15 protein-coding genes are annotated in these 19568 nt (G+C 64.9%); 11 read left to right on the top strand and 4 right to left on the bottom strand.

The annotated features are described in order from the left end of the window. Positions 1–48: 48 nt before the first annotated feature. Together BLT40_RS01170 and BLT40_RS01165 are read left to right on the top strand one after the other, a co-directional pair. The gene (locus tag BLT40_RS01170; RefSeq protein WP_079522166.1) at positions 49–1242 is read left to right on the top strand and encodes a hypothetical protein; all 1194 of its coding nucleotides are present in this window, start codon (positions 49–51) and stop codon (positions 1240–1242) included. A 10-nt stretch (positions 1243–1252) separates the two neighbouring features. Next, on the top strand, positions 1253–1801 hold the full coding sequence (locus BLT40_RS01165) for a hypothetical protein (RefSeq protein ID WP_079522167.1): 549 nt from the start codon (positions 1253–1255) through the stop codon (positions 1799–1801). A gap of 11 nt (positions 1802–1812) precedes the next feature. Here BLT40_RS01165 and BLT40_RS01160 read toward each other — a convergent pair whose 3' ends face one another. Next, on the bottom strand, positions 1813–2076 hold the full coding sequence (locus BLT40_RS01160; RefSeq protein WP_090350833.1) for a DUF2188 domain-containing protein: 264 nt from the start codon (positions 2074–2076) through the stop codon (positions 1813–1815). Positions 2077–2252: 176 nt separating this feature from the next. On the opposite strand from BLT40_RS01160, the gene BLT40_RS01155 reads away from it, so the two are divergent. The 6 genes from BLT40_RS01155 (at position 2253) to BLT40_RS01130 (ending at position 10773) form a co-directional block, all read left to right on the top strand. Then, positions 2253–3788: an L-piperidine-6-carboxylate dehydrogenase gene (locus tag BLT40_RS01155; RefSeq protein ID WP_090350831.1), complete on the top strand. Its 1536-nt coding sequence runs from the start codon at positions 2253–2255 to the stop codon at positions 3786–3788. 15 nt (positions 3789–3803) lie between these two features. Beyond that, positions 3804–4571 (top strand): class I SAM-dependent methyltransferase, encoded by a 768-nt coding sequence (locus tag BLT40_RS01150; RefSeq protein WP_090350829.1) that lies wholly within the window; start codon positions 3804–3806, stop codon positions 4569–4571. Further along, positions 4571–5599, top strand: coding sequence for a quinone-dependent dihydroorotate dehydrogenase (locus tag BLT40_RS01145; RefSeq protein ID WP_090350827.1), 1029 nt, complete (start codon positions 4571–4573; stop codon positions 5597–5599). The genes BLT40_RS01150 and BLT40_RS01145 overlap by 1 nt, the downstream gene beginning before the upstream one ends. Next, the gene (gene murB, locus BLT40_RS01140; RefSeq protein WP_255363907.1) at positions 5596–6636 is read left to right on the top strand and encodes a UDP-N-acetylmuramate dehydrogenase; all 1041 of its coding nucleotides are present in this window, start codon (positions 5596–5598) and stop codon (positions 6634–6636) included. Before BLT40_RS01145 ends, murB begins: the two co-directional genes overlap by 4 nt. A 99-nt stretch (positions 6637–6735) precedes the next feature. Continuing rightward, positions 6736–8895 (top strand): polyphosphate kinase 1, encoded by a 2160-nt coding sequence (gene ppk1, locus BLT40_RS01135; protein WP_090350825.1) that lies wholly within the window; start codon positions 6736–6738, stop codon positions 8893–8895. 156 nt (positions 8896–9051) lie between these two features. After that, the gene (locus BLT40_RS01130) at positions 9052–10773 is read left to right on the top strand and encodes a sensor domain-containing diguanylate cyclase (RefSeq protein WP_079522178.1); all 1722 of its coding nucleotides are present in this window, start codon (positions 9052–9054) and stop codon (positions 10771–10773) included. A gap of 13 nt (positions 10774–10786) precedes the next feature. Here the strand turns inward: BLT40_RS01130 and BLT40_RS01125 are convergent, their stop codons facing one another. The 3 genes from BLT40_RS01125 to BLT40_RS01115 all read right to left on the bottom strand — a co-directional run bounded on the left by BLT40_RS01125 (position 10787) and on the right by BLT40_RS01115 (position 14840). Next, positions 10787–13060: a thiamine pyrophosphate-dependent enzyme gene (locus tag BLT40_RS01125; RefSeq protein WP_090350823.1), complete on the bottom strand. Its 2274-nt coding sequence runs from the start codon at positions 13058–13060 to the stop codon at positions 10787–10789. Between the two features lie 63 nt (positions 13061–13123). Continuing rightward, positions 13124–13660 (bottom strand): GNAT family N-acetyltransferase, encoded by a 537-nt coding sequence (locus BLT40_RS01120; protein ID WP_090350822.1) that lies wholly within the window; start codon positions 13658–13660, stop codon positions 13124–13126. A 10-nt stretch (positions 13661–13670) separates the two neighbouring features. Next, a complete protein-coding gene (locus tag BLT40_RS01115) occupies positions 13671–14840 on the bottom strand; it encodes an acyl-CoA dehydrogenase family protein (RefSeq protein ID WP_079522183.1) in 1170 nt (389 codons plus the stop codon). A 139-nt stretch (positions 14841–14979) separates the two neighbouring features. On the opposite strand from BLT40_RS01115, the gene BLT40_RS01110 reads away from it, so the two are divergent. The 3 genes from BLT40_RS01110 (at position 14980) to BLT40_RS01100 (ending at position 19533) form a co-directional block, all read left to right on the top strand. After that, positions 14980–15855 carry a DMT family transporter gene (locus tag BLT40_RS01110; RefSeq protein WP_036111503.1) on the top strand — a complete coding sequence of 292 codons (876 nt, stop codon included), beginning with the start codon at positions 14980–14982 and terminating at the stop codon, positions 15853–15855. A 73-nt stretch (positions 15856–15928) separates the two neighbouring features. Then, positions 15929–18295 carry a type IV secretory system conjugative DNA transfer family protein gene (locus BLT40_RS01105; RefSeq protein WP_090350820.1) on the top strand — a complete coding sequence of 789 codons (2367 nt, stop codon included), beginning with the start codon at positions 15929–15931 and terminating at the stop codon, positions 18293–18295. Further along, positions 18295–19533, top strand: coding sequence for a hypothetical protein (locus BLT40_RS01100; RefSeq protein ID WP_090350818.1), 1239 nt, complete (start codon positions 18295–18297; stop codon positions 19531–19533). The genes BLT40_RS01105 and BLT40_RS01100 overlap by 1 nt, the downstream gene beginning before the upstream one ends. Positions 19534–19568: the final 35 nt, after the last annotated feature.

The raw sequence follows: 19568 nt of genomic DNA, 5'->3' as shown, positions 1-19568 counted from the left end.
GGCCGGCTGTAACTCGCTCGGCTTTGCCACCACAACAGGAGTGTTCCGATGAAAAAACACGTCACGACACCAGAGGCGGGTCGCTGGGTGGAGCTCGTGCTGTTCAGGATCTACAAGGATACGTTTCCCGGCAACGGCCCCACACTGAAGCTGTTCAACAATACGCGACAGCAATGCGCCGTGAGGGTCATGCTGCAGGCGGTCGACAGCGAACACAATCCGGTCGATCTCACGCAGGCGGACCTCGATACGATCGAACTGATCGACTACGGCAGCGGCGAAGCCCTGCCCCGGCGCGATGCGGGCCAGCCGCATCCTGACTGGGCCTTTTCGACCCACGATGAAGGCTACCTCTGGGACGAGTCGCTTATCGGCGCGACGCAGAACGACGCGGCTGCGTCCCTGGAGAGTACCCGTCCGCCATCGGCGGACGTCCAGCGCCCCGCTCCTCACCAGAGTGTCGTCACGCTTTACGTGTCCACCTCGGCGCTGTCGTCGCGCCAGATCGCCGCGCGCATTCCGATCCCGTCATCGGACACACGCACCGCGACGCCGGTCTACATCACCACGAACAGCGTCTGGGTCGACGACCCGGCGGGCAGAGGCGAAGACGGCCTGTTCAATTCCTCGGTGACCGTCACGCCTGCCGCTTTCCCGACGCTGCCCATCACCAGCTACGGGGCCACCTCGGGCGACGGCCGCCTTGCGCCGGTAAAAGTCGGCAGCCCGGATTACTTTTATTGGGTCAACGAGCACTACATTTACGTCTCTTACAACGGCCGCGAACTGGGCCTGCGATCCGTCAGCAGAAGCGCCGTTGCGCAAGAGGGTTTTTCGGTCTACGGCAACGGCAGCCTCAACGATCAGGTGCAATGGAGCGTCGCCTATTACGCCCAGCCCGGCGCCGACAAGCCGGAAAACTTTCCGCTTCCTCCCCTTGCAACCATCGAGGTGCCGTCGCGTGCCACCGAAAGCGGCGGGAATGCAGCGCCGCCCGCGTCGTACACGCCTGTGGAAATGTTCAACCGATGCGTGGGCAGGATCGAAGGCGCGTCGCCAACACGCGTGGTCGTCGGGCTACTCATGGGCAATTTGGCAGGCCGACTCCTTGACAAGGAGAAGAAGCCAGTCGCCCCGGTGAGAAGCACGCCGATCCACATCCTGGACGCTTACGGCAACGACCACGCACTTACCCTGTCGTTCGTTGCGAAGGTCAATGAACTCACCATCGCCAAGGTCTAGGAGAAGTGCCATGAAATATGACGACACGACGTTGCTCGTCCGCTTGCCGGTCGCCTTGTCGATGCTTTTTGCCGCCAGCGCCGGATGTGCAGATCCCCTTCAACAGGCCAGCGGGTTCGCGTCAGTGCGGCAGGATGCCGACGGCACGAGCGGCACCAAGGTCATGCCTCCTTATGTTCGTCTCTACGAGGGACACAAGCTCACGCAGGACACCGTTTGTTCCGTCCCACTCGCCGTGGGCGAACACAAGCAGTACCACTTCCAGGAGAAGGAAGGCCATTGCGCCAACGATGAAGCGAAGTCGATCGAGTTCGAGCGAATTCCCGCCGGAACCGTTGTCGAACTGTTCGACGACCCGAAGTGCGGCAAAGGCGATGACTGGGTGTCCTTCACCTTCCGGAAGCTGGTACCCCGCACCTGGGCCTGGGGTTTCGAATACGACCTTGAGGACAAGGATTACGGTGATGGCGAGGTGGTCTACTCAAAGGTTTACCATAAAGACAACGGTCTCGACGGCAAGGTGTCATGCATGATCATCAACGTACCTCCCGAGCACTGAAGCCGCGCAGGTCATCGCACGGCGGAAAGATGCCTCTGGATCGGCAGTCTGGGGATCGTCACGGGGCGTTTAAAATCGGCTCCGAACGGTCGCCAGATGCCGTCGGCCCCCTCCACGGCGATGGCGGTGTCGCCACCGTCGGCCGACGCGTGATCGACCGCTGCCCGCAGGGCCTCAACGCGCGAGTTGAAGCGCTCCACGATGCGCCCATGGGTGCGGACGGTCCAGGCACCGGACGCGTCGGGCAGATAGGGAACCTCATAAATATGCGGCATGTGCGGCCTCCGACCCTTAAAGGATTGTTAGAGAGACCATAGACTTGCCGGTGTCTTTGCAGGGTGCTCGCAAGTTCGGACGACCGTGACGCGCCCGCGACATCCGTCCCGCGCCGCACAACAGGGTGTGAAGGACTCGTTTGCTAGAATCGCGGTTTTAGCTCCCGGAGTCCGTCATGTCCTCGAAGATCCTCGCAGCGCTGAATCTCAACGCCACTGAATCGGGCACCTACCTCGGTCGCGGCGAATGGGCCGCCACCACGGATGCCGGCACCATCACGCCCGTGAATCCGGCCAACGGTGAGGCGGTCGCGACGGTGCACGCCACGAGCGCCGCGGATTACGAGGCGATCGTGCAGCGCGCCCAGGAAGCCTTCACGGTATGGCGAACCACGCCCGCCCCCCGCCGGGGCGAGGCTGTACGCCTTTGCGGCGAGGCCCTGCGCCAGCACAAGGATGCGCTGGGTTCGCTGGTCGCGCTCGAAATGGGCAAGATCAAGCCGGAAGGCGACGGCGAAGTTCAGGAAATGATCGACATCGCCGATTTCGCGGTGGGTCAGAGCCGCATGCTCTACGGCTACACGATGCATTCGGAGCGCCCGGGCCATCGCATGTACGAGCAGTGGCACCCGATCGGGCTGGTCGGCATCGTCAGCGCGTTCAACTTTCCGGTGGCCGTCTGGGCCTGGAACGCCTTCCTGGCGGCTATCTGCGGCGACATCAGCATCTGGAAGCCTTCGCCGAAGACGCCGCTCTCGGCCATCGCCACCATGAAGATCTGCAACGCGGCGCTCAAGGAAGCCGGCTTCCCGGACATTTTCTTCCTGTTCAACGATGCGGGCACCGATCTGGCGCAGACTTTCGTCGACGACAAGCGCGTTCCGCTGATCAGCTTCACCGGTTCGACCCGGGTCGGTCGCATGGTCGGCGAGCGCGTCGCGAAGCGCATGGGCCGCAGCCTGCTGGAACTGGGCGGAAACAACGCCATCATCCTCGACCAGTCGGCCGATCTGAAGCTGGCCATTCCCGGCATCGTCTTCGGCGCCGTGGGCACCGCCGGTCAGCGCTGCACCAGCACGCGCCGCGTCCTGGTGCATCGTTCCATCCACGATCAGGTCGTCGACACCCTCGTCAAGGCCTACGGCCAGGTCGAGCAGAAGATCGGCGATCCCACGCTGGCGACCACCCTGATGGGTCCGCTGAACAGCCCCGAGGCCGTGCAGACCTTCGTCGCCGCCGTCGAGAAGGCCAAAGCCTCCGGCGGCACGGTGCGTACGGGCGGCAAGGCACTCACCGACCGCAAGGGCAACTTCGTCCTGCCGACGATCATCACCGGCCTGAGCAATACCGACGAGGTCGTGCAGACCGAGACCTTCGCGCCGATCCTGTACGTGATGCCGTTCGACACGCTGGACGAGGCGATCGCGGAGCAGAACGCCGTGCCGCAGGGCCTGTCCTCGGCGCTGTTCACGCAGGATTTGAAGGCCGCCGAACAGTATCTGTCGGCCGCCGGCTCGGATTGCGGCATCGCCAACGTCAACATCGGCACCTCCGGCGCGGAAATCGGCGGCGCCTTCGGCGGTGAGAAGGAGACCGGCGGCGGTCGCGAGTCGGGTTCGGATGCCTGGAAGGTCTACATGCGCCGCCAGACCAACACCATCAACTACTCCGATTCGCTGCCGCTGGCCCAGGGCATCAAGTTCGAGTTCTGACCCACGGATAACGACATGACCGACCTGCGCTCCACGGATCGCTTCTCCGACCGCGTGGCGGACTATGTCCGCTTCCGGCCGGACTACCCCCGGGCGCTCGTCGGCTGGCTTCACGAACAAGGCGTGCGGCCGGACTGGAGCGTCGCCGACATCGGCGCCGGTACGGGCATCTCCAGCAAGCTGTTCCTCGACGCCGGGCACCGCGTGACCGGCGTCGAACCGAACGCATCCATGCGCGCCGCGGCCGAGCAATGGCTGGGCACCGAAGGGCGCTTCCGGTCGCATGACGGGACTGCGGAAGCGACCGGCCTGGCCGACGGGTCGGTCGACCTGATCATCGCGGGGCAGGCGTTTCACTGGTTCGACAAGGAAAAGGTACGCACCGAGTTCACCCGCGTGCTCAGTGACCGCGGTCTGGTGGCGGTGTTCTGGAACACGCGCCGGCTCATCGGCACGCCGTTCCTCGAAGGCTACGAGCGTCTGCTGCACGAGTACGGCATCGACTATGTCAGCGTGGCCGGGCGCTACGCCGATGACGAAGCCATGGCGCGGTGGTTCGGCCATGGCTACCGCGGCATGGCGTCGTTTCCGCACGGCCAGAAGCTGGACTACGAGGGGCTGCTCGGCCGGACCATGTCGTCGTCGTACATGCCGAAACCCGGCCACCCCAACCACGAACCGCTGTTGTTCGCCCTGCGCTCGCTGTTCGACGCCACGCAGGACGGCGATACCATCGATTTCGATTACGACACCCGTATTTTCGCGGGACACCCGGACGCCTGATGTACGACCTGATCCGCCCCCTGCTGTTCGCCCTCGACGCCGAGACCGCGCACGGCCTTACGCTCTACGCGTCCGATGTCGCGCAACGCAGCGGCCTTTCCGGCCTGATAGCGAAACCGCCGGCCGACTTGCCGGTGAAGGTGTTCGGTATCGACTTCCCGAACCCCGTCGGTCTCGCCGCCGGCCTCGACAAGAACGGTGAGCACCTCGACGGCCTCGCGGCCATGGGCTTCGGCTTCGTCGAGATCGGCACCGTGACGCCACGTCCGCAGGCCGGCAACGACAAGCCGCGCATGTTCCGGCTGCCGAATCACGAGGCGGTGATCAACCGGCTCGGCTTCAACAACGGCGGCATCGATGCGCTGGTACGCAACGTACGGAAAGCATCCTTCCGCGGCGTGCTCGGCATCAACATCGGCAAGAACAAGGACACGCCCAACGAGCGTGCCATCGACGATTACCTGATCTGCCTCGAGCGCGCCTACCCGCTGGCCAGCTACATCACGGTCAACATTTCCTCCCCGAATACACAGGGCCTGCGCGACCTTCAGGAAGAAGAGACGTTGCGCCGATTCATCGGCACGCTGCGCGAGTCGCAGGAGAGCCTTGCCGCGAAACACGGGGCACGCAAGCCGATGCTGCTGAAGATCGCTCCCGATCTCTCGGAAGGCGAACTCGACGCCATCGCCGACGTATTGCTCGCTTCCGGTATCGACGGGGTCATCTGCACCAACACCACGATCGACCGCGACACCGTCGCCGGCGATCCGCATGCCGACGAAGTGGGCGGCCTGTCGGGACGGCCATTGTTCGAAAAGTCCACGCGCGTACTGCGCGGCATGAAGGCCCGCGTGGGCGACCGGCTGCCCATCATCGGCGTGGGCGGCATTCTCGACGGCGACACCGCCGCCGAAAAGATCGAGGCCGGCGCATCCCTGGTGCAGGTCTATTCGGGCCTGGTCTACCGCGGCCCGAAGCTGATCGCCGAGGCCGTCACCGAAATCCGTCGCCGCGGGATCGTGGCATGAACAACGATCCCATCGACATGGGTGGCTTCCTGCTCACCAGCGACGCATCGCTCGCCGGACGGAACACGCTGCGCGTGGATGCCCGGGCGCGGCTGCTGGCCGAGGTGCACGACGTCGGCAAGCTGCCCGGGCTGCTTGCCTACCCTGCCGTTCGCGACGGCAAGGTGCTGGTCCTGGGCGAGGGCAGCAACATGCTGATCAGGGGCGACATCGACGCGACCGTCGTTGCCATCGCCAACCGGGGCGTCGAAACGTTTCAGCGCGACGATCGCGTACTGATCCGTGTCGCCGCCGGTGAACGCTGGGATGACTTCGTGCGGTGGTCGCTGGGCCAGGGCTACGCAGGCCTCGAGAATCTGATCCTGATCCCCGGCACCGTGGGTGCCTCGCCCATTCAGAATATCGGTGCGTACGGCGTCGAAGTGGCGGAGTTCATCGACACGGTCGAGGCCTGGGATACGCACAAGGGCGAGTTCGTCCTGCTCGACAAGGCCGCCTGTGCGTTCTCCTATCGAGACTCCGCGTTCAAGCGGCAACCGGGACGCTGGATCGTCGTGGCGGTGACCTTCGATCTCCCGCGTGAAAGGCCGCTGTCGCTCGACTACGCGGGCATCCGCGAAGAAATGGAAAAGATGGGCGCGCAGCGCGCCACCCCGTATCACGTGGCCGAAGCCGTCGTCAGGCTGCGCTCGCGCAAACTTCCCGACCCGGCCGTGATCGGCAATGCGGGCAGCTTCTTCAAGAACCCCATCGTCGGCGCCCATCAGGCCGACGCCCTGGCGCTCGCCCACCCTGGCCTGCCGGTGTGGCCGCATGCGGGCGGCACGGCCAAGCTTTCCGCCGGGTGGCTGATCGAAACGGCGGGCTTCAAGGGCGCACGCGACGGCGATGCCGGCATGTCCAATCGGCACGCACTGGTTCTCGTGAACCACGGCAAGGCCAGCGGCCCCCAGCTGTGGAGCTTCGCGCAGAAAGTGATCGCGGGCGTCGAGGCCATGTTCGGCGTCACCCTCGAACCCGAGCCGCTCGTCATCTGAACTGCGTGTCACGGTGATGTAAGAGCCCGGTCATATCCTCCCCGGGCGGCGTACCATGGGGTCGTCGTAATTCGCGACGAGGACGACGCCCTGGACACGATGACGCCACCCAACGAGACGCCGACGGCACCCAAGAGCCCCGCCAGCAAAGCGGTGGCGCCGCCGGATCTGCCGGAAATCGACCTCGGCGACAGCAGCCTCTACGTGCATCGCGAACTGTCGCAGCTGCAGTTCAACATCCGCGTCCTCGATCAGGCGCTGGACGAATCCAAACCGCTGATCGAACGCCTCAAATTCCTGCTGATCTTCTCGTCCAACATGGACGAGTTCTTCGAGATCCGCGTCGCCGGCCTCAAGCAGCAGATCGCGTTCGACCACGAAGTGATCGGCGCCGACGGCATTCCGCCACGCCGCGTGCTCGCCGAGATCGCCGAGGTCGCTCATCGCCAGATCGACCGGCAGTACCAGATCCTCAACGAGAAAATCCTTCCGGCCCTGGCCGCCGAGGGTATCGCCATCGTCCGGCGCAACCAGTGGACGCATAAGCAGAAGCTCTGGGTACGCCGATATTTCCGCCATGAAGTGGCGCCCCTGGTCACGCCGATCGGCCTCGATCCGACCCATCCGTTCCCGCGCCTGGTCAACAAGAGCCTCAACTTCATCGTGCAGCTGGAAGGCACCGATGCGTTCGGCCGGGATTCGGGCCTCGCCATCGTTCCCGCCCCGCGCATCCTGCCGCGTCTGATCCGCATGCCCCCGGAGATCTGCGAGGGCGGCGACAACTACGTCCTGCTCTCTTCGATCATCCATGCGCACGCCGACGATCTTTTCCCCGGCATGCGCGTGCTGGGCTCGTATCAGTTCCGCCTGACCCGCAACGCGGATCTCACGATCGATCCGGAAGACGTGGAAGATCTCGCGCGCACGCTGCGCGGCGAGCTCTTCTCACGACGCTACGGCGACGCCGTGCGCCTGGAAGTCGCGGATAACTGTCCCAAGCCGCTGGTCGACTATCTGCTGAAGCAGTATTCGCTCGAGGCCGACTCCCTTTACGAAGTCAACGGCCCGGTCAACCTGGCTCGCCTTTTCGAGATGACCCTGCAGCCGCAGTACGCACGCCTGCAGTTCCCGACCTTCATCCCGGCACTGCCCAAGGTGCTGGCCGCGGCCGAGGACATGTTCGCGGTCATCGGCAAACAGGACGTATTGCTGCACCACCCGTTCGAGTCGTTCTCGCCCGTCGTCGACTTCCTGCGCCAGGCGGCGAAGGACCCGCAGGTGCTGACGATCAAGCAGACGCTGTACCGGAGCGGCGCCAATTCGGAAATCGTCGACGCGCTCGTGGACGCCGCACGGTCGGGCAAGGAAGTCACCGCCGTGGTCGAGCTGCGGGCGCGGTTCGACGAGGAATCCAATCTCAGCCTCGCGTCACGCCTGCAACAGGCCGGTGCGGTGGTCACCTATGGCGTCGTCGGCGTGAAGACGCATGCCAAGCTCATGCTCGTGCAGCGCCGCGAGAACGGAAAACTGGTGAGCTACGCCCACCTCGGCACGGGTAACTATCACTCGGGCAACGCGCGCCTCTACACCGATTACAGCCTGCTGACCTCGGACGAGGCCTTGTGCGACGACGTGCATCGCCTCTTCCGTCTGCTCACGGGCATGGGCAAGGCGCTGAAGATGAAGCGCATGCTGTATGCGCCGTTCACCCTGAAAAAGGGCCTGCTCGACCTGATCGCCCGCGAGGCGACGAATGCCGCCGCCGGCAAAAAGGCGGAACTGGTCTTCAAGATCAATGCGGTCACGGACCCCAAGCTCATCCGCGCGTTGTACCGGGCGAGCCAGGCAGGCGTCCGCGTCGAGCTCATCGTTCGCGGCATGTGCTGCCTGAGGCCCGGCATTCCGGGGGTGTCGCAGAACATCCGCGTGCGCTCGGTGGTCGGCCGGTTCCTGGAGCACAGCCGCGTCTACTGGTTCCACAACGATGGCGAGCCCGAACTTTTCCTGGCCAGTGCCGACCTGATGGAGCGCAACCTCGACCGCCGTGTCGAGACCTGCTTCCCCATCGAGGGCAAGAAGCTATGCCAGCGTGTGCGCCGCGAGCTCGAGCTCTACCTGACCGACAACCACTCGGCGTGGGTCCAGCAGGCCGATGGCGGTTACGCGCTGCTCCAGCCGGCGGCCGGGCAGCCGGTACGGGACGCGCAGACCCAGCTGCTGGAGCGATTCGGCGGTCTGGCCGCTCCGGCGACGGCCTAGGCCCTTCACCTACCTCCAACGGTCAAGGCGACATGCTTGCCGAATAGCGGCACAATATGGCCGCTGGTAAGGGGAGACGGGCTTTCCTTGGAATGCCGCCGGATCCACGTCGCGCGCCCGGCTGGCGCGCCGCCGTACGTCGGATGCAGGACTGGCATGAGCTCGAGGGAAAGACAGTGGCAGTGGATACGTCGCCTGTTCCAGGCGGCACTCACCTGCCTTCTCTTCACCGTCATGGCGGCACCTGCGGCCACTCTCACCGGCAACTGGCGTGAGGCCCATCCCGGTGACGTCCCGGCGGACGTCCTGCTCGAAGCCTACAACCGGCCGCTCGCCTCGTTCGATCCGGCGCGTATGCAGGTCTTCCCGGCGTCGGCCAACGGCACGTGGGTCATCCTGCGACAACTTCCGCCCTGGACCGCCGGCGAACGCGTGCTGAGCATCAACACGCCCGGTCTCGGTGCCGTGTCCCTCTACGACGAACACGGGCGCGCGGTCTCCACGTCGCTCGAAGACTTCGGCCCCGGCGTGCATGGACATGGGCGCCTGATGTTCAGCCTGCCCGCGTCAATGCCCGCATCGCACACGATCCTGCTCAAGTTCGAGCCGACGACGATGCCCGCCGGCGCGGTCACGCTGTCGACCAGTTCGTGGGCCGACTATCTGCGCGACGACAGTGGCTGGGTCGCTTTCGCGACGGCCTGTTTCGCGGTCATCCTGACGATGGCACTGATGGCGATGTGCTTCGCCGCCATCCTGCGTGACATGACCTTCGGCTGGTACGCGGCTTATCTGGTCTGCTACGCGCTGATCCAGGGTGTAAAGACGGGCTACATCTTCCATCCCCTGGAGTTCGAGTCGCTGGCGGGCATGGGCGATACGCTCGGCGCCGCGGCGACGTCGCTTTCGGTCTCGTTCTCGGCGCTGTTCGTGCTGCGCTTCGCCAAGATCGATGACTACGCACCGCTGTTGCGCATGCCGGTACTGGCGTTCGCCGTCGGCATGCCCGTGCTGATCGTGTTGCGTGCGACGGGTATCGAGGTGCTCGTGCAGACGGCGGCCTTGCTGCTGCAGCCATTGCTTCTGATCGGCGCATCGTTGCTGCTGGTCGCCGGCGCCATCGCCGCGGCCCGCGGCTCGCGACACGCCTGGTTCTTCCTCGTGGGCTGGACACCGTTGCTGTTGCTGACCGCGTTATGCGGTGCGCAGACACAGGGCATGCTTGCCGACGCCCCGTGGCTGCCCAACGCGGCGATCGCCTTCGGCGCCTTCGAAGCCATCGTACTGTCGATCGGCTTGTCGGATCGCGCACTCACCATCCGCCACGATCGCGATCGCGCCCGGCAGCTGGCCGACAGCGACCCGCTGACCGGGGTGCACAACCGCCGCGCCTGGACGGATGCCGCGCTGGAGCGTCTGGAGCAAGGCTTGTCGCGTCCGATCGCCCTGCTCTTCCTCGACCTGGACCATTTCAAGGAACTCAACGACCGCTTCGGTCACGCCGCGGGCGACCGTGCGCTCGTGGCGGTGGCGGCGGCACTGCGAGACGAACTGAGGCCTTCGGATCTGCTCGGTCGTTTCGGCGGTGAGGAGTTCGTCGCCATGCTGCAGGGCGTGGATCGCGAGAACGCCATGCAGGTTGCCACACGGTTGTGCCGCCGCATCACACGACTGGATGCTCACCTGGGCGAGAACAGCGAACCGCTCACGGTGTCCATCGGCGTGGCGTTGCGCACGCCGGCGGATACGTTGCAATCGTTGATCGAACGCGCCGACGCGGCGATGTACGCGGCCAAGCTGGCGGGTCGCAACCGGGTGGTGTGCTCGGGGCCGGCGGGGCCGGCCCTGGTGCGGCGCGAGGGTAAGGTGGCCAACTAGGCCGCGCTGCGGTCTACGTGCGCTCCCGCATCGATTCCGCCGCGGCCACGATATCGTCGTCCCCCGGCAATACCAGAAACGCCGCCCCCGCCAGCGGTGTGAACGTGTCCGCACCGACGACCCGGCGCAACGGCACGTGCCCGAGGCCTGCCTCGACGATCGCCGTGATCACTCCCTCGCCGACGCCCGCGCTCTTGCGCCCCTCGTCCACGACGAGGATCCGCCTGGCGTTCGCCGCCTGCGTCGCGATGAAACCATCGTTCAGTGGCACCAGCCAGCGCAGATCGACCACGCGCACCTTCCAGCCCTGCTCCGCCTCGATACGCTTCGCGGCACGCAGACTCATCGGCACGCCGTTGCCGAACGTGAACACCACGAGGTCGTCGGCGTCGTCGCCATAAACCCGCCCCTCGCCCAGCGGCATGGCCTCACCAGGTGCCGGATAGGGAAACTGCCACCGACCGTCGCCGGCTTCGTGGAGGTCCTTGGTCATGTACAGCGCGATCGGTTCGAGGAAGGCCGTCACGCGGCCGTCCACCTTCGCCAGAGCCGCCATCGTGCGCAGCATCGTCGCAGCATCGTCCCCGCGACTCGGGCAGCCCACGACGAGGCCGGGGATGTCGCGCAGCGCGGTGATCGAATTGTCGTTGTGGAAGTGACCGCCGAAGCCGCGCTGATAACCCAGCGAGGCCACGCGCATCAACATCGGATTCCGATACTGGTCGTTCGAGAAGAACTGCAAGGAAGCCGCTTCACCGCGGATCTGATCGCAGGCGTTATGGAAGTACGCCAGGTACTGGATCTCCGGCAGCGGCAGCATGCCCATGTTGGCATAGCCCTGCGCGAGGCCGAGGATCATCGTTTCGTCGAGCAGCGTGTTGAACACCCGCGTGTTGCGGAACGCCTTATGAAGACCCTTGGTGACCGTATACACACCACCCTTTTGCGCGACGTCCTCGCCGAACAGCAGGCTTTCCGGATACTTCGCCATCAGATCGTGCAGGGCCTGACCGATCTGGACGGCCAGATGCTTCGGCGGCTGCGCCTCGGGGAGCTTGTCGGCGCCGCCGAACACACGCTCCCGCTCGGCGGCATCGGCGGCGCGTTCCGCTTCCGCACGAACCGCGTCCGGCGTGTACGGCGCCAGCGGCGCCATGACTTCCTCGAGCGACGCGAGCCGCGGGCGGCGATCGGCGTCCTCGGCCGCTTCGAAACAGCGGTTGCGCGTGGCGTTGTAAAGATTGAGCAAGCTGTCTTTGTCGTACAGACCCGAGGCCAGTGCGATCGCCGCGCTGCGCAGCAACGGATCGGTCGCTTCGAGAGCCACCAGCTCGTCGATCGAGCGCCACTCGATCTCGAAGTCGGTGCCGGCATGGCCCATGACGCGCGTGGTGGTCAGGTGCAGGAAGGTCGGACGCCGCGTGCGTCGGCAGTGTTCGACGGCGCGCTGGACATCGGCGTAACCGCCCGCCAGGTCCAGCCCGTCGGCATGGAAGTAATCCAGGTCGGGGCGGTGACGGAAGTTGTTGGCGACCCAGCCGCCCGGCGTCTTCACCGAGATGCCGATGCCGTTGTCCTCGCAGACGAACAGCACCGGGGCGGGCAGCTTCTGGTACGCGGTCCACGCCGCCGCATTGAAGGCCGTCTGCGCGGTCGCGTGGTTCGAGGATGCATCGCCGAACGAACACACCGCGATCGAATCCTGAGGGATCGGCAGGGCATGCCCGATGCGGCGTCCTTGCTCGATCGCAATGGCCGTGCCCAGCGCCTTGGGCAGGTGCGATGCGATGGTGGAGGTCTGCGGCAAGACCCATAACGGTTTGCTGCCCCACACCTTGTGCCGCCCACCCGAGGCGGGATCTTCGCGGCTCGCCGCGAATGACAGCGCGGAATCCATCACCGGATCCATGCCCGGCAGCTTGCGGAACCGCTCGGCCATGAAACCGCCGCTGCGGTAATGCAGAAAGGCCGGATCGGTGTGCCGCGTCAGCCGCGCCACCATCGCGTTGCCCTCGTGCCCCGACGAGCCGATCGTATAGAACACCTTGTTCTGTACGCGCAGCACCCGTGCCATCAGATCGAGATGGCGGCTGATCAGCTGCGACTCGAGCAGTTCGCGAAAACCGCGTGCATCCAGCGCGCTGCCCGGCAATACCGGTTCATCGTCCTGCGGCGCGCGCGCGACGTCGCCCTGCCAGAACTGCACGTACTCGACGAAGTTCTGGTCGACGATCTCGGCGCGATTGAAGCCCTTGTGCCGGGCGGGAATGGGATGTGGGACGGACATGGCGAAATACTCGTAAGAGAGAGAGCCGGGCGAGGCCACACACGAGCCCGCCCGGCGTATACGTCAGCGACGCCGGGCGAGCCACTGCTCGCGCGTCTGGCCCCAGAGGTCGACGACAGCATCCTTGGAGGGCGCGGGCAGCGCGCCGGGCCCCTGCCAGCGAGAACCGAGCTTCTTCGCCACGGCGATGGACGCGATATTTGTCGGCGCGATCGAATGAATCACCTGGCTCCAGCCGAGATGGTCGAACGCCCAGTCCATCGACGCGGCGGCGCCTTCGGTCGCGTAGCCCTTGCCCCAGGTATCCCACGCCATGCCCCAGCCGATCTCGTGGCCCGGCCAGCCCTCGGGCTGCCAGGGACCCAGACGACCGATCCAGCGACCGCTCGCGCGCTCGATGACGGAGAACATGCCGAAGCCGTTGATGCTCCAGCAGCCGGCCATGGTCATGAAGTTGCGCCAGGCCACGGCGCGTGGCTGAGGGCCGCCCAGGAAGCGATTCACTTCCGGATCGCCCATGCACGCGGCCCACGCCTCGAAATCCTCCGCCGCGGTGGGGCGCAGGATCAGCCGGTCGGTCTCGATACGCGGGCCGTGCATGGCACGTGCCTCAGAATGCGTTGATGCCGGTGAGCTCCCGACCGACCACCAGCTGGTGAACGGTCTCGGTGCCTTCATAGGTGATGACCGATTCCAGGTTCAGCGCGTGGCGGATCGCCGAATGCTCGGTCGTGATACCCGCGCCACCGAGGATGTCGCGGCAGTCACGCGCGATATCGATCGCCATGCGCACGTTGTTCCACTTCGCCAGCGACACCTGCGTCGGCTGCAGACGGCCGGCATCCTTCAGGCGACCGAGCTGCAACGAAAGCAGCTGCGCCGTCGTGATGCGGCGTGCCATGTCGGCGACGCGGATCTGCACGGCCTGGTTGGCGGCCAGCGGGCGGCCGAACAGGATGCGCTGCGAGGCGTAGTCGAGCACTTCCTTCAGGCAGGCCTGCGCGGCGCCGATCGGGCCCCAGGTGATGCCGTAGCGCGCCTGGTTGAGGCAACCCAGCGGGCCCTTCAGACCCTTGACGTTGGGCAGCCGCGCGCTGTCGGGCACACGTACGTCGTCGAAGAACAGACCCGACGTCACCGAGGCGCGCAGACTCATCTTCTTGTGGACTTCCTGCGCGGCGAAACCCCTGGTGTCCGTCGGCACGATGAAGCCCTGGATGCCGTCGTCGGTCTGCGCCCAGACGATGGCGATGTGCGCCAGGTTGCCGTTGGTGATCCACATCTTGGCGCCGTTGATCACCCAGTCGCCGCCGTCCTGGCGAGCCACGGTTTTCATGTTGGCTGGGTCCGACCCACCGTGCGGCTCGGTCAGACCGAAGCACCCGATCACCTCGCCCGCGGCCATACGCGGGAGGTACTCGCGTTTCTGTTCCTCGGAGCCGTAGGCGAAGATCGGATACATGCACAGCGAGCTCTGCACCGAAGCGAAGCTGCGCAGACCCGAATCGCCCCGCTCCAGCTCCTGGCAGATCAGGCCATAGCTCACGGCGTTCATGCCGGCACAGCCGTATTCCTCGGGCAACGTGGCGCCGAGCAGGCCCAGAGAGGCGATCTCGGAGACCAGTTCCGCCGGGAAACGCCCCTGCTCGAACGCGTCGCCGATGATCGGCAACACCTTTTCGTCGACAAAACGGCCAACGGCGTCCTGCACGGCGCGCTCCTCATCGGTAAGCAGCGAGCGGACGTCGTAAAGATCGAGCGGGTCGAGACGGTGAGCCATGCGGGTACTCGTACGTGGGCAGCCGGAAAGCCCTCGATTGTAGACCCGCGCGGGGCCGGGGTCATGGCGTCCCGCAACATGCATACAAGGGCTGCAAACGTTTGCATAATGGGATGCCCCCGCCTTCAGGATTTTCCCCATGTTCAAAGGCGTCCTGCTCGGTTTCGCCTGCTACGCGGCTTACGCGTGGAGCGATGCCTTCGTGAAGTCCCTCGAGGGCTCCCTGCCGCCGTATGAAGCGGTGTTCTTCGGCGCCGTCCTCGCCATGGCGGCCTTTCCGTTCCTGAAGAAGCCGGGGGACCGCTGGAGCGAGGTCGTGGTGTCGAAGATGCCCGGCCTCTGGCTGCTGCGCGCCATGGCCGGCGCCATCGGCAACATCACCGCCGTCATGGCTTTTACCGCCCTGCCGATGGCGGAGGCGTTCTCACTGATCTTCCTGCTGCCGATCTTCGTGACGATTCTCTCGGTGGTGTTCCTCCGCGAGCACGTGGGCTGGCGACGCTGGTCCGCCGTGGTCGTGGGATTTCTCGGCGTGCTGGTCGTTCTGCGGCCCGGATTCCGTCACCTGGGCCAGGGCCACGTCGCGGCGATCATCTGCGGAATCACCGGTGCCTTGTCGATCATCGCCCTACGCATGGCCGGAGCCACCGAGAAGCGCATCACCCTCTACGGCGCGGGCGTGATCGGGCCGATGATCGCCGGCTTCATCATGATGCTGCCGCACTTCGTGTGGCCGGACCTGCACCAGTGGTTCCTGGTGCTTGGCTACGGGCTGCTCGCGGCGGCGGGCGCGGTGCTGCTGATGCTTGCCACTCAGAACGCCCCGGCGGCGCGCGTGGCACCGACCCAGTACAGCCAGATGTTGTGGGCGATCCTGTTCGGGTATCTGATCTTCCACGACCATCTCGACTGGCCGATGCTCGTGGGCATCGTGCTGATTCTCGGTGCGGGACTTTTCACCTTCGTGCGCGAAGAGAAGAAGACCGACTGGTGGCGGTGGACCAACATCGTCTGAGTCGCGTCGGCAGGTTGGCCGTGGCCGCACCCATGCGATAATTCGACCCGGAAAACAATCACCAAGGAATGGCATGGAGCCATGGTTCTGGCGCGTCGGCGCGGCTGTTTCGGCCCTCGGCGCGTGTGCGATCGCCCCCTCCCTCGCGAGCGGATTGATCCTTTTCTCACTAGGCCTGCCGATGTCGGCCTTCGCACCCGGCCTGTGGCACGACTATTGGCAGGTGCTCGATCAGCCGGCTTACCGGCCGTATGCAACGCGCATCGCGATCTGCGCGGGCGCGGGGCTGGTGCTGCCGCTATTGCTGTGGTGCCTGGGTATCGTGTTTTTGCGGCGCTGGGCTCCCTCGGTCCCGGTGTCCGGCCCATTCGACCGCTTATCAGCCTCGTCCCTCCTGCTTACCGCGATCAAGCCCGGTGCAATTCACGTAACGAAAGAGCGTGGGCGCACGCTGGGCGCACCCGATGCCGCGTCGGTCCTCGTGTCCGCTCCGTATTACCCTGAGGCGCACGCCGTCGTCCTTGCGTCGCTGCGACACGCAGACGGGTCCACCCTCGTCATCGACTGCGGCTCCCGCAGCCTTGCCTTCGCACACGCGGCACCCGGGAGGACCGTCCTTCGGCTGAACCCTTTCGGAGGCGGCCCTGCCTGGAATCCGTTGGCCGGCGCGTGGGGACCGCAAGGTTTGTCGGCCGATGAGCTTCGACACCTTGCTGCGGCGTGGTTCCCCGAAGCGAACCGACACGAACGATTCATCGTCAGTCACACGCGGAACGCGTTCGTCAGCCTGGCGCATGTGGTCGCCGACGTGCTGCGGTCTGCGCACAACGATGCGCCGCCGGCCGCCCCGGGCGATATCCACCGGCTTTGCGCACAGGCCGTCCACTACGTATCCCGACGCGCCTTCCTGCAGACGCTGGCAGAGCGTCCTGAAGTCGGTTTCCAGGCCAGGGGAGGACTTCGTGGGTGGCTGGGGCTTGATGATGCCGGTATCGATATCGTTTGGAAGCGTGTCTCCGACGTTCTGGCGCCTTTTGCGGACCCGATCGTGGATGCCGCCACGCGGAGCGAAAGGCTGGCACCGGCATCCTGGCGGCGAGCGACTGTGTACCTGGATGTGCCCGATCGGTGGCGCACCGCGTCCGGCCCCTTTATCGAATCGGCCATACGCCAGTGGCAGGCGGCGCTGGACGAGGGCGAGTCGTCGTTACTGCTGGCCCATGCCCTCGACACGCTTCCGCCCATCGCCGCGCTGACCGACGCGGAATCGCCGTGGCGATGTCTTGCCACGACGCGGGGCCTGAGCGCCCTGCACGACCGCTACGGCAACAACGCCATTATGCTCGACCGCCGTTTCACGGCCTGCGTCGTCCATGCGCCAAGGGATGAAGCGCTGGCGAGGCGTGAGTCCGATGCATTGAAGCAGTTCGTTGCCGCCCATCGCGACGACAGCCACCTCGCGTCGACACCCGCATCGCCGACCAGCCTCATGTCCCTGCGGGCGGGCGAGCAGATCGTGGTGACCCCGTCGGTGCCGACACCCGTCATTTGCCGTACCTTGACCTCATCGCGGAAGCCGAACACGCCGCCGCCCCAGACGATCGACCAAGGAGAGGCCATGCCTGTTTCCAAGTCTTTGATTGCGTTTCTTGCGGCGCTTGCGGCGGCTCCCGTCGTAGTCGGCGCGGCAGCAACATCGCTTTCGCCGCCAGCTCCCGCCGACAAAGCTAGGGACGTCGGACCAACCGTCGAGGCAAAACTCGGACCCTACCGCTTCCGCTTTCCGAAGAGCATGTACTACCAACAGTCTGGACCTGATCCAGATGGTGGAGTGATGCTCGACGTGCAGTGGCCCTCTCTGCAGCCGCTGCCGCTCGGCGTCGATTACCACGACACAAACGATAATTTCATCAATCACATCAGTATTGACTTGTCCACAGCCGACCGGCTGTCTGACGCGCAGTATCGCGCCCTGCTGCGTCGCGCGATCGAACCAATGGATCCAGGCAATCCAACCGAGCGTGAGCGTATCGTCAAAGATCTCCATGCACGAATCGAAGGAGAAACCTCATACGGCCTGACGAGGTATTCCGTAGATTTCGGCAAGTTCCGTGATTTCTACATAAAGAATTACGGAACCAACGTCAGGCCGCCCGACCCCATGCAGAACGACGACTGGTACGTCCGCATGGGGGCAGACGGAATTCCCACGACGGTCATCACCTGCACACCCGCGCCGCATCCGGATGGCGTGCGAATCGAGTCGGGGCGAATCGTCGATATCTCAGATCGTTCGCACCGCGCGACATGTAGACATCGATTCCTGGTGCCCGAGTACCGGCTGTCAGTGACCTTAAGCTATCTCAGAGTAGTCATGCCCGAGTGGCAGCGAATGGAAACATTCGTGCGCGAGACATTGAAAGCGCGTGAGGTGAAGTGATGACCGGCTTGACGGAAAAAAATCTCGATGTTCTGTCCGGGTACGCGGCCGCGGGAAACCGTGAGCTGTACTGGAACTATCTTGCAGAACTACCCGGAAACGATGGCTATGGGCGCTTAGCGTTAGGCGTAGTTCGCAACGACAACATGCCCGGCGCCACAGCCAATGCGTACGCTCAGCACTACGCGCAGCAGCACGGCGGAAGAGTGCTGAGCGAGCGAGAGTGGGATGACTTCGGTGTAAAACTGATCCAGAACGATTTCAACATCCGTCAGGAAAGAATGGAAATAGGTGACGTTCAAGGAGCACTCAACCTTTCCGGCAAGCTCGTGCAGGACGCTCACGACCTGTCATTTAACGCAATTCATATCGATCCCAATGCATGGACGCCGCGCAAGCTGCTCGAAGCCGCTCGCCATCACGGCGCGAATGGGCTGGAAGAGTCCGAGAAGATCTGGAAGACCATGCTGGACAACGATCTCATGGGAACCCGCCGTGGCGCAGCCACACTAGGTGACATGGCGCGCGCGGCAGGCATGTCAACAGCGGAGCGCGCCTCATACGGCGCAGACATGGCCGCAGCCTGGACCTCGGCCATCGGCGACAGGTCTCACATGGACCCCAACGTCATCGGGCGGAACGATCATTTCTTCGGGCGCGACCGCAACGGCGACTGGAGCGAATTCACCAGTGCGCAACCGACCACGACCGTGTCGTTTACCGAGATGAAGGACGTTACCGATCCCAGGCTGCTGCGGGAGCTGGAGGATACGCGGAGTCTTCGCCTGGAAAGGGAGGCCGCTCGTAAGGACTTCCATCCCGACGACCCCGGCCGGCTGATCGGATCGCCTCATCCGATGGCAGACGCCCACCCGCGAACAAGTCTGCCGGGCGCCCATTCGGACCCGCTCTACGCATCACTTCGCATGCAGCTCCCCATGGAGATTTCAAACGATAAAGCGGCACAGATGGCGCTTGTCGCGCGTCAATCGAACATACGCGACGCAAGTGAGTTGTGTGACGTCGAGGTTCAGGGGCGGAGCATCGTGTGCACGGGGATCCGTCCGGGGTCTGTCGCCACGCTCGACCTGACCTCACCCGCACCGCCTATGGAGCGGAGCCTTGCCCAAGGACAGCAATGGGATGCCGCCTTACAACAGCAAGCCCTCGATGCCTCCATGCAGCAAGCAAGTCAGCAGGCGTCCGTTACCCGGACAGGGCCCGTGATGGGCCTCTGATCCCGGCGTCCGGGAGCGAGCCGATTCAGCTGTTC

Source organism: Dyella sp. 333MFSha (assembly GCF_900102405.1).
Lineage (GTDB): Bacteria > Pseudomonadota > Gammaproteobacteria > Xanthomonadales > Rhodanobacteraceae > Luteibacter > Luteibacter mycovicinus.
This window is presented reverse-complemented; position numbering and strand designations above follow the sequence as displayed.